6 protein-coding genes are annotated in these 12,319 nt (G+C 52.6%); 1 reads left to right on the plus strand and 5 read right to left on the minus strand.

Annotated features, from left to right (window positions below; translation table 11 throughout):
- From F552_RS0106560 to F552_RS0106580, 5 genes are all read right to left on the minus strand, one after another.
- On the minus strand, positions 1–6,549 hold a 6,549-nt coding region (locus tag F552_RS0106560; RefSeq protein ID WP_018150935.1), incomplete at its 3' end, for a DUF4347 domain-containing protein.
- A gap of 31 nt (positions 6,550–6,580) precedes the next feature.
- The gene (locus F552_RS0106565) at positions 6,581–7,330 is read right to left on the minus strand and encodes an efflux RND transporter periplasmic adaptor subunit (RefSeq protein ID WP_018150936.1); all 750 of its coding nucleotides are present in this window, start codon (positions 7,328–7,330) and stop codon (positions 6,581–6,583) included.
- Positions 7,327–8,883, minus strand: a complete 1,557-nt coding sequence (locus F552_RS0106570) for a TolC family protein (RefSeq protein ID WP_018150937.1) — start codon at positions 8,881–8,883, stop codon at positions 7,327–7,329. The genes F552_RS0106565 and F552_RS0106570 overlap by 4 nt, the downstream gene beginning before the upstream one ends.
- A 542-nt stretch (positions 8,884–9,425) precedes the next feature.
- On the minus strand, positions 9,426–10,277 hold the full coding sequence (locus F552_RS0106575) for a PfkB family carbohydrate kinase (RefSeq protein ID WP_018150938.1): 852 nt from the start codon (positions 10,275–10,277) through the stop codon (positions 9,426–9,428).
- A 2-nt stretch (positions 10,278–10,279) separates the two neighbouring features.
- Positions 10,280–11,293, minus strand: a complete 1,014-nt coding sequence (locus F552_RS0106580; protein ID WP_018150939.1) for an SIS domain-containing protein — start codon at positions 11,291–11,293, stop codon at positions 10,280–10,282.
- 216 nt (positions 11,294–11,509) lie between these two features.
- On the opposite strand from F552_RS0106580, the gene F552_RS0106585 reads away from it, so the two are divergent.
- Complete coding sequence (locus F552_RS0106585; protein ID WP_018150940.1) at positions 11,510–12,280, plus strand: GntR family transcriptional regulator; 771 nt, start codon at positions 11,510–11,512, stop codon at positions 12,278–12,280.
- Positions 12,281–12,319 lie beyond the last annotated feature (39 nt).

Genomic DNA, 12,319 nt, shown 5'->3' on the forward strand with positions numbered 1-12,319 from the left:
CACTACCACCACATAGGTGTTGTTTGTATTCGAATCACCCGGGGTTTCATAATCTGGCGCGGTCTTGAAGCTCAGGTTGCCACTCGCGTCGATGTCGAACAGGCTGGCATCCGTGCCACCCTGAAGGCTCCAGGTCACGCTTTCGCTGGCCGTGACTTGTGTCACTGCCGTGGTGTTTTCCGCTACGCTCTTGCTGGCAGTGGCATCGCCAGCACTACCGGATGGGCCAGTGATGGCAGGAGGCGTTGTATCTACCCCGCCGGTTCTGAAGTTGAGCGTGGTGGCGTCAGAAATACCTGCATAGGTATTACCGACACTGTCCATGATCGCGGAAGTATCGATTTTCAGATAATAGTCTGTTGCATCTTGCAGATTGGCAAAGGGATTTAGCGTCACCCCTGTTGTACCGTTAAAGGTGAGGCTACCGCCCGCATCACCCACGCCCGTAGCCACATTAAAGCTTTCAATCAGCGTCCCGTCAGCTTTATACAGGCCGATAAATCCGGACCCGGCACCAATATCCTTGCTGAACGTCAGCGTCAGGTCGTTACTGATACTGATACCGCTTGCATTGTCTGCAGGGGTGCTGCTGACAAGTGTTGGAGCTGTTGCATCCACAATGGTCAGGGCATGACTGACGGTAGTCCCGCCAACGGTTGCTTCAATGGTGTAACTTCCTGCGACCAAGGCACTGGTGTCAGTGGTAGACCAGGCGCCAGTCGAGGCATTTGCGGTCACGCTAAAATTGGCTACCACACTATTGGAAGCATTCTTGACGACAACACCAACCGTTGCGCCAGGTGTTGCCGTGCCATAAATGGCAACCGTACTATCTTTGGTCGTAAAGTCGGCCAGCACACCGGTATCCTGACTGATGCTATCAATCGCCACCGTGGCCGACTTGTCATGTTGTACCGTTGCTCTGGCGGTGTAATCATTGCCACCGCTGTCGGTATAGGTTGCGGTGACATAAATGGTGCCGTTTTTCAGGGCAGACAGGTTACTACTGCCAAGTGCCCAGGTATGGTTAGAGACAGTCGCCGTATCCTGAATCGATGTTGTGCCATCACTGATGATGACCACAATCGTTTGACCATCTGCAACACCGGCAATGTCACCCTTGATGATGACTGCATCATCTTCCGTCGCAGACAGAATGTTATTGCTATCCCCGTTGTTCCAGTCTAGCGGGCTCTGGATGGATATCACCGGTGCAGTTGTATCAACAACGAGGGGCTTGTTTGCTTCTGTCGCATTGCCTGCGGCATCTGTGCCAGTCGCTTTCAACTGCAGGGTTGTGCCAGAAACATACGTTACCACCGGGCCAGTGCCGCCATTGGCCGTCGGGTTGCCGGTATCTACCGACCAGGAGCCATCGGCCTGAACGACGGCTGTGTATGTATTGGTACCATCAATTACCAAGGTAATCGTGCTGCCTGCGGGCAGGTCAGTGGTTCCCGTAATCAGCGGCGTCGTATCAGCAGTTTTGGCCGACGTGCTGAAAGCAATTTCAGGTGGCGTAACATCCACAACCAGTGTCTGGATATCAGTACCGTGATTACCAGCCGAATCAGCAACCGAGGCATGCACAACCACGGTGCCATTCAGCCCCGTACCGGGTAGCAAGCCAGAGGTTGGCGCCAGTGTTGCGGTATTGATGCTCCAGTTACCTGACCCGTCGCTGGTCGTAGTGTAAGTGACATCCACCGAGCCATTATTATCCGTATCCAGCCCGACAGTGACGATACTGCCGGCAGGTACATCGGCGACCGTACCAGAAATGACGGGAGTCGCGATTTTTGTGAGGACGTTATCTCCGCCACTGATGACTACGCTTGCATGGGTGTCGACCACCAGTTCAAACGTCGTAACATCCACTTTTGAACTACCGCCACGGGTTGTCGTCGCCACCACCTGGTGACTACCGTCTGAGGTGGTGGGTGCAGTGAAGGACCAGGTATTACCGGAAACATGCAGGGTATGGGTTGGGTCGCTAGTGGTATAGGTAATACCATCCATCACGACAGACAAACTGTCGCCCGACACGTTTGTCCAGTACCCCGTCACCGTTGGCGTAGGACTATTGGTCAGTTGTTGTGTCACCGTCGGAATATTCAACCCGACTACACTGGTGCTGTTGCCATAGGCATTGGTGGCTGTTGCGGTCACTTTTGCATACACGGGTATGCCGTCAGATGGCAGGGTGCCGGAAACGGGCGTTGCAGAGCCCACATCCAGCGACCATGTTCCCCCGGTTTGTACAATGGCACTGTAAGTCAGCGTCGAGCCATTACCCAGATCAATGGTCACCACAATCGGTGCCCCGGCCGCTAGCGAGCTCGTACCAGTAATCAGGGGGGTATTGTCCGTTGCAAGGGCATCGGTATCAATCGTGACCGATGGTGCTGCGGCAGCACCGGTCGTGTTATAGGCCTGGGCATCCGTTGCACCGATGATATTGCGGCCAGAGTTGGCGCCTTTGGCCGTTCCATCCGCGACTGCAACGGTCAAGGTTCCACTTGTTGAGGCTGGCGGTGTCACCAGCAGTGTATAGGTGGTTGCATTTACTTGGGTCAGGGTTCCAAGCGTTGGTGTTCCGCCATTGCTATCAGTCACCGTGATATCTGCCAGTGTAAAGCTGGTGCCTACATCCTCGCTGAAGGTAAAGGTAAAGGTTACCGCGCCTGACGCCGTCCCAGGGACAGAATCCGTAATGGCCAATGTCGGGCTTTGCAGGTTGACAGTCGCAATCTCAGTGTCATACACCACCACGCTTTTTGTCGTATCAGTGACTTGTGCGGTGACTGTTAATTGCCCATTTTTCAGTGCTTGCACTTCCGCAGGAGTCAAGCTCAAAGACCAGTTATTGGTACCTGCAGAGTAAGTAGCGCCGCTGGTCGCTGTCTTGGTATAGCTGGTTGTACCATCCGAAATGGCAACAGTTACCGTTGCACTGGTAACACTGGATTCACCAGTGATGGTCAGGTTAGTAGAGCTTGTACCATTGTATATGTCACTCAGCGTAATCAGGTTATCCCCGGTCACGGCCTTGACATTGATGGTGGCATTGGAGTTACCGGTACTTTGGCTGACGGTTCTGGAATCAAGAACGGACTGAACAATATTGCCAGCCGCATCAACGGTCGTCACGGATGGTGCAATCTTGATGTATACCGTTGAGATATTCGAAATATTGCTAGCAGGCGAAGCTGACCAAGACCCATCAGCCTGTACAGTCGCCGTAAATGTTGCCTGATCAAGCGTGCTGTAACCACTATTGGTGTAAAGGGAAATGTTAAGCACTGTCCCGGCAGGCAGCTCAGATACCCCCTTGATTACGCAAGATGAGGCTGTCTTGGCAATGGTAGACTGAGTAGTATTAAAGATTCTGGGGGCCAGCGTATCATGCGTCACGCTAGTATCTGTGGCCGAAATGGCAGTACCGCTAAGAGTCGCTTTTACGGTGAGTGTCGTACTGTCCAGCGATGACAAATCCAGCCCGGTTTTTGACCATGTTCCGCTTGATACCGTAATTCCACTGTAACTGAGTGAGTGTCCATTCGCATCGCTGATAACCAGATTGACAGTAAAGCCGTTGGTTGCAGTGCCCGAAATGGTCACGGCATTATCTTCGGTCATGTTCAGGTAGGTCAGACCCGACCCCGTATTGTTGATCTGTCCATTCGCATCTGCAGTGGCGGTGCTGGTAATGCTGCCTATAGTCACTGTTGGCGTAGCAATAGTCAGAACCTGGGTATCGGTAACTGCCCCGGTACTGTCTGTCGCCCGCAAACCAACGCTACCAACATATCCGCCACTGGGCACGGAGCCAGAAATGGGTTGTGCTGACGAAGTATTCAGTGACCAGTTGCCACTGCCATCCGTTACCACGGAATAAGTCACGGCATCAGACAGGTTACCGTCGTTATTCGGATCAATCTGGATAATCACAAAGCCACCAGCATTGGCCGATGTACCCGTGATGGTTGGATAGGTATTACTGCCAGATGCCGTTGCTCCACCAGCAATATCAATGGCTTTCACCGGTGTACTGGTGATGACCAGCTCGGAATGGGTTGTGTCAGATACATTGTCCCCACTGCGCGTTACGGTCGCGGTAACATCATAGGTTTGTCCTGCAACAAGCGCGGTCTTGGTACCTGAAGTTGGTGTCGCAGTAGACAGATCCAGACTCCAGGTGTTACCGGCAGGTGACAATGTATAAGTGGCATTATTCACCGTCACGGTCAACACATCACCAGCAATACTGGTCCAGGTGCCCGTAATCACAGGGGCTGTCAGATTGGTAGACTGGGTGTTAACGGTTGGCGGGTTCAGCTCGACGGCAGTAGCAGAATTGCCTGCGGCATCTGTCGCCGTGGCAGTCACCTTGGTGTAACTGGTCAACCCGCTGGAAGACATGGTGCCAGAAGCGGGTAATGCAGTCGCCGTATTCAGGGACCATACCCCCCCATTAACCATGACCTGATAGACAAGGTCCGCCGTGCCGTTGTTATCCGTATCCAGCGCGACAGAAATCATGGACCCGTCTGACAAATTGCTGTGACCGGTCAGCGTAGGCGTACCTGATAATGCTGTTGCAGGCGTATCGATGGAAACAGTCGGCGCAAGCGTATCGTATGCCTGGTTTGCAGAGGCTGAAGAGGTTGGCAAACCGCCATTGCTGGTTGCCGCACCGGCAGATACGCTTACATCAATGGTCCCGTTATCCGTTCCGGCTGCCGGATGCACAACCAGGGTATAGGTATCTGCACTGACCTGGGTAAAGGTACCTTTGGTCCCGCCGGAGATCGTGATGTCATTGATGTCGAAGCCGGTTACGCCATCCGTAAACTTGAACGTAAAGGTGACATCGCCGTTGGCAATGCCCGGGACATTATCGGTAATGGTTAGCCCGGTAGATGCAGGCACGGGGTTACTGGCCGACATGGGGTCAGTAAATGCACCCAACTGTGCAAACGTGGCATTCTTGTCATAACTGGCCCCTACCCCGTTCAAGTCACCGTTAATCGGGCCAGGCTGGGTTTGGGTAAAACTGACGTATTTGACCACCGTGTCTTTGTTAAAGCCTTGTATGCCGGTGCTGCCCCTTGGGCCGTATACACCGCTTTTGTCGACAAGTGATGGCTGCGCCAAAACAGCTGCCAGATCGGCCAGGGGTATGCGCCAGCTAATAAAGACATCTGTCGCCGCATCTCCAGTTAGGTTGGATGCTGTTCCTGTAGTCGGATTAACTGAGGATGGTCCCCAGTTCGGGTCATTCAAGGCAGAGACGGCATTTACCGAATAATTACTGCTGTTAAACGCATACACGCCATTATTCGGCAGCCAGCCGCTGGGTAACGGCTGGGTGGTAGTGGTATTCGGGGAAATGTTCAGGCCAGTACCCGGGTCCAGCAGTTTGACCGCCTGGCTGTTATTCCGCCCGTCCACCGACATAAAGAGATCAACACGCCCATCGCCATTGGCATCGATACCAACAATCGCTACACCAGAGAAATTGGTAGGGCTAGTCGGGTTATCAATCCGCATCCGGAAATACAGATAATCGTCTGCAGTCGAGGTAGTGCCGCTATCGCTATAAGCGGTATAGAGCGAACCGTGGGTCGCATCACCAATGATATCCGTATCAGCAGCGCCTGCCTGGCTATCATTATTCGGATCTTTGCTTGCACCAAACATGATCGGCACCCAACCTGCAGAACCCGACAGCGAAACGGTTGTCAGTCGGTCGGCATAGGTTTGTATACCGGTATCGGTCAGAAATACCGACGTATCGATCTGCCCGGTACGGAACTCCAGCTGCCAGTTACCCCCGGTACTTGCTGCACCGGTGGTGTCGGTAGAAGCATTCACGTCTGCCGACGTTAAGCTTGCCATGCTATTGATCAGCATCTGGCCATCATTGCCGGCGGCAATATCACAGCCGTACACCAAAATGTCGCCATCTGCGCTCAGGCTCTTCCCGATGCTTTGCAGCGTTGCACTGAACTGGGTGATATTGGCCGCATCCAGCGTCAATGTACCCAATGAAATGGCGGCTTCGCTACCGTGCGTGACAATGTGAATGGCCGAGATATCCTGCTGCCCCTGGAGGATATCGCTGATCTGCAACAAACCGTCCCGCGTATGGTCCAGCACATAAACCTGCACACCAGCACGGGCATTGCTCACCAATTGGGTAAAGTCCGGTACATCGTCCTCGATAAACATGACTTCGCGTGCCGTAGAGACCGGCACGCTGGCAACAGACGTATCCACCACTGTCTTGGTGTCGGTTGTTACGGGTTCCAGCGTCGTGCGGGTTGCATCCAGACTGGTGGTATCGGTAGCAGTTGTGGAATCCGATAGATGACTGTCAAACACGGTCACCGTCGTATCGACAGCAGCCGCATCAAACATGAACCGCTGCTCCAGCGCCAATGGTTTTGGAACCCGCTTGTACAGGACAGGCTGCGCGTTTGCACCAGACAGGCTGTTAGCAAGCAGACGTTTCAAAAGCGCCGGTAAGCTGCGACGATTCCACATATTTGATACTCCAATCACAATTCTGGACAGATCACTGTCCGGCAGGTGGTGTCATCATGACCCGCCCGCTCATCCCTGCTATCAATTCTTTGAACTTGCCGTCGATCGCCGCGGTCAATTTCACGGTCTGGCTCACCGGGTCTACCCTGGCGCCAATGCGCTGCACCTTGGCCGGATACGACTTGCCTGTTTCATCCACCCTGACCTGAAAGCCATATCCCGGTTTAACCCAGGCCAGCCACTTGGAAGGCACGATAAACACCAGCTCCAGCACAGAATCATCGATGATTTCCAGCATCACCTGCCCTGGCTGGACAAATTGCTGCTCCCTGACTTTTTGCTCTGCCACACGGCCGGCAAACGGCGCACTGACCGTGCACTTTCTCAACACGGCCGCGTTGGTCGTCACCTCGGCGCGCGCCTTGCTGACTTCAGACTCCGACACATCCAGTTCCACTTTGCCCACGGCATTGAGTTCTTCCAGGCGTTTGTTGGCCTGCCAGGTTTTTTCAGATGCTTTCAGGGCTGCATTGGCTTTACCAAGCTGCGCTTGCTGGATCGAACAATCAAACGTCACCAGCGTAGCCCCTGCCTTGAAGGCATCCCCTTCCTGAAACGGCAGGCGCAACACCTTGGCCCCCACCTCTGCCGCCAGGGTGGTGTAACGCTTTGGTGTCAGCTGTGCACGAATTTCCGGAGCCGGTTTGGTGGCAGGCGTCTCGGCAAAACTGTGGGCGCAGGCCAGCAAAACCAGGGATACAGACAAACGACGTACTGTCATCTGGATACCTCGTTCAGCAACACTTTTTCTGTTGATGCGTTATCTGTAACTGCTGGCAAATCGGTATACCAGGCAGCCAGCGCCTTGTTGACGGCCTGAGTAAGGTCGGCCAGCGACATATTGCCGCTCCCGATCACGACAGGCTCCATACCCAGCGTTGCACGCAATTTGCTGGCGGACGCATTGGCCACCGCCAACGCCTGATAACGGCGCAGCTGGCTCAAAATGGCAGCGGTCTGATTGGCGACGCTATCGAGCTGGGACTGCTTTTGCACTTGTGCCTGCTTGGCAAACTGGTCAGCAATTTTTGCATCGACTTGCCAGATGGCATCGGCGCGCAGGTACTGACGATAGGTATGCTGGTATTGCAGTCTGGCAATATGGACCTGTGCCAGAATCGCCATCAGCGTCGCCTGACGACGCTGATCTGCCAGTTTGACGCCAGCGTCTGCCAGACGATTTTGTGCAGGTGCAGACAACAAGCCCAACAGGTTATAGGAAACCTGCAGGCCCGCCTCTTGCCAGTTCTGGTAAATCTGGTAGCTGTCATCCGTGGATTTCAGCGCAGCGGTAAAGGAAATGCCCGGGAACAGTTTTAGCATGGTGCGACGCGTTTCTTCGGTCGCAATCCGGGTGTTGTAAAACGATTCACGAAAATCCGGATTATTGGCAATCGCCAAGGCTTCCATTTTTTCGACAGGTGTTTCCAGCCATTTGTCGCTCACCGCCTGCGCCGGCTCTACCACCTCAAAATTGGCCGTTAACGGCAACCCGATCAGTGCTGCCAGCTCCGTCCGGGACGTAGATAGTTCGTGATCAATGGTTTCTAATAGTCTCAGGTTTTCCAGCACCTGGCGCTGGTAACGCAGCGCCTCCAGCGGCGGACGCAGGCGCTCTGCTTCTACCTTGCGCGCATCTTCCAGCGCCGCTTCGGCATTGACAATGGCGGTTTTGACTTCGGCTTTCAGTTTCTGGGCACTTGCCGCTTTCCAGAACGCGGTGCTCACATCCTGCACCAGGTTTTGTAAGGCTTTACGACGCCGTTCACCGGCAATCAGCACCCGGTCAGCATTCTGTTTGGCAGCGTAATAGCTCTGGCCAAAATCCAGCAGGCTCCAGGTAAAACTCAAGTCAGCCGTCGTGGTGTTTCTGTCACTGGAGATATAAGGATTCGACGTCGAGAGGTCGCCGGTAATCGAATCCCGGCTTTTGGAGATCAGGTCCTTGTCACGCCCATGGTATCCGGCAGAAGCGACCAGTTTAGGTAACATGTCATAGTTGCCTACTTCATACTGCCCCATGGTAATTGCCTGTTCCATCAGTTTGACACGACGGTCCAGGTTGTACTTCATGGCGCGGGCAATAGCCTCTTCCAGACTCAACGGGCCGCCAAGTGGCTGAATCGCTGCATTAATCTGGTTTAAATCTGCAGATGCAACAGAGGTGATTTCAGTGGAAGACACTGGTGATAGCTGCTGTGTTGCACAGCCAGCCAATAGCGCGCTTGACGCGATGAAGCCGATCATCACCGGCTTCTTGAATTTGTGATGCATGAAATACCCTCGATGCCTTATTCTTCATGACATTACCATATGATGGTGATGCAAACCTTTATACCGGAGTCAGTAAACCTGATCTGTAATCTATCGTTTTAGACCAAGATCAAACAAATGCAAAATTTAACATACAAAATAAGCATTTATTTTCATCAACAGCCAGAAACACCGAAAAGACCTGATATACCGCTGATTCTGTTGGGTTTTAATGACAGCACAGCATTGGCAATACTTGTATGTGTCACCACACAGGGAAGAATGACGAGGTTGATTCTCTGTAAGACTATCAACAAGCAGACAAAAATTAGACCCTGCGGTCATTTCTGACAGAACAGCTTGGCAAATGCATTACTCTGATGCACAGTCAGGAAACTGATGATCGTCATCAAGGTATCGAAAACTTGTTTAATAAACCAAGCGACCGTTTACAAAGTAAATATCCGCCATGCAGACATTCACTTTGTAAGGACAAATTGTCCATGGTCAGAATGCAGGTGATAACGCTACGACATTAAGGTGCAAGAAGTAATTTAAGGGCATTACATGAGAAATTGACGTTTCAATTTCTCCCAACGGTCATCAGGCGTGTTTCTGGGGTAACCGAATCCTCCTTCAGACTGGCAAACCTGCGCAGCATAGGCCAGCCCGGCATTCAGCGCCTTATTGATTGACTGATATTGCAACCAAGACACCAGAAACCCGGCAATAAAACCGTCACCTGCGCCCAAGGTATCTACCACGGCGACAGGCAGACTTTCCGCTTGATACATATTCACGCCATCAAACACAACGACACCGGCCTTGCCCAGGGTGGCGACAGCGATTTTTGTGCCCAAGCCAGTCAACCGAGCCAACACGGACTGAACCTCAGCCTCACTTTTATCTGCCATGGATACAAACCCGATATCAAGAAAAGGAGCCACCTGATTTAGCAGGTCGCTTGTCCAGTCATCAGAAAAATCAAAAGACAGGTACTTGGCTGCCAGGCGTATCTGCGGCAATTGATGGACGAGATGGCTATAGATACTGGTATGTACCAGATTGTATGCGGCAAGCTGTTCAACATCCTCTTCTGCCAATACAAGCTGTGCAGACGCGCCCTGCTCACTCCCCAGAAACAGGCGATCTCCCTCCTGATGGGTCACGCATGCCCATGCGGTTGCATGCGTCTCATCCACCTGTAGCCGGGAGACATCTACAGACTCTAATGCTAGACAATGACGGAGGTAATCCCCTTCGGCATCACACCCCACCCTGCCCAAGTACGCCGCTCGGCATCCCAGCCGAGCGGCAAATACGGCCACATTGACCGCATTACCGCCAGGATATTCAAGCCCCTTGTCCAGATATACATCAAACGTGTTATCGCCCAGCCCCAGTATAGAAAGCATGTTTAATACTCCGTCTTCCACATATAACGCCGGGTGGTCAGTGGCTGTTCGTGCCATACGGCCAGATGTGCAGCAATTCGCTCTGCTGCAATGCCGACAATATAGGGCGCGACAATCGGCCGGATTTCTGGCGCAATGCCGGTCATGACAAAGTCTTTGGCATCATAAATCATGGTTCTTTCCGTATAGCGCTGGCAAAAGCGTACTACCCGTTCCATTTGTGGCCTGCTGGGGTCTTCCCCCAGAAACAGGATCAAAGGCGTCGTGTGGTCGACAATTTCGAAGGGGCCGTGGAAGAACTCGGCAGCCTCAAGGGCATGACTGTGCATCCACTGGCTTTCTGCCAGAATACAGGTTCCCAATACATAGGCTGCTGTAAACATCGGGCCGGAAGCCAGATGGTAAAGAATCCGGTCATCCTTGTATAAGCGCGCCTCTGCGGCTGCGCGCGCGTCATTGCCTATCACCGCTTCTGCCAATGCCAGCGGTAAAGCCTTGAGCGATGACAGCAGCTGCGCGCGATACGGCCATTGATCGCGTGAAGCCAGAATGCCGCCTATGACGGCTTGCAATAGCATGAAACAGCCAAAATAGGCTTCGTCTGTTTTTCCGGTCAAAAATACCTTTTGTACACTTTGTGCAAGCGGCAGTTCTGCAGTTTGCGTCACCGCCAGTGTTTTGCAGGGCAGATTTTGCAAAAACCGGGCTGCTGCAACGGTCTCTGTAGTAGTACCAGACTTGGATGCCAGAACCACCAGTGTACGACTGTCCAGTCGTGGTGGCTGCATATCCATAAATTCAGCCGGAAAATAGCGCCGTACTTCCAGCGTCGGGCTGAATTTTTCGATCCAGTACTGCAACCCCAGCATCACCCGGTTTGGCGCACCGCAACTTACAAAGTATATGCGGTCGATTTCATGGGCAATCTGCTCTCCGTATCTGGCGGCCTCATCAACAGATGCTGCTGCCTGCAGCAATGAACCTACAAATTTGTCCTGATAAAAACCCTGTATCATGCCGCCCCCTTGATAGACCATAAAATGTACCACGAACAATTTGTACCACTTTATAGACCACAAAAACAAGGAACCGGATTAAAATCCATTTTTTGAGTCGGTCATGGTCTAGCAAAAAATACCTGAACTGCCCCCAAGAGAGTCACCTATACATTTGAAAAACAATGGGTTAGCAAAATCATTTACCTAACGATATTTCACCCGGCAAGATAGACCATGAATAACACCAAAACGCAGCCACTAAGACGACAAGACAAGCTGGTGCATCATAAAGCCAGGCAAGCCATCCTGAGCATGCTGGAAGCACCCGAGTTTGCTGAGGGCAAGCAGATACCCGCAGAAAGGGACCTGGCGACGCACCTTGGCATCAGCCGAATGACCTTGCGTAAAGCGATAGAACAGTTAATTAGCGAAGGCATTCTGGAACGCAGAGGCAATCGGGGCACATTTGTCAAAGCACCCGATGTACAACGCCCCATGAGCCGCCCCCAAAGCCTGTCCAACCTGCTAGAAACCCATGGTACTCAGGCTGGCAGTACCCTGCTGCATTTTCAGACAATTCCAGCCAGCACCAGCATGGCCAGACAGTTACAGATACCTGAAGGAGATGCCCTGGTTGTCATCCGCAGACTGCGCAGCATTGATGATGTGCCATTTTGTATTGAAACCAGCTACATTCCGCTGAACTTTGTGCCGCAGCTCACCGCCAGTGATCTGATTGACGGACAATCGCTATACCAATTGCTATACACGCGCTATGGTCTGGTCATGGGCAGTGATGAAGGCGAAGTCAGGGTGGTACTACTGACGGATGAAGAATCAGAATTGCTCAAACTACCTTCTGGTAGCCCCGCGCTCGCTTACAAAGGGGTTATTCTGGATACCAAACGCCGTCCGGTTGAATACCTCGTGTCGTTAAACCACCCGCAGAGAGTGTCGTTTAAACTTAGCAACCCTGATATTCAATGGCAAAAGAATGATGACTAAATGAAGGTTGTCTGGGCAAAGCAGTTTCAAGTCATTAAA

The sequence above is a fragment of the Leeia oryzae DSM 17879 genome, from assembly GCF_000376945.1.
GTDB lineage: Bacteria > Pseudomonadota > Gammaproteobacteria > Burkholderiales > Leeiaceae > Leeia > Leeia oryzae.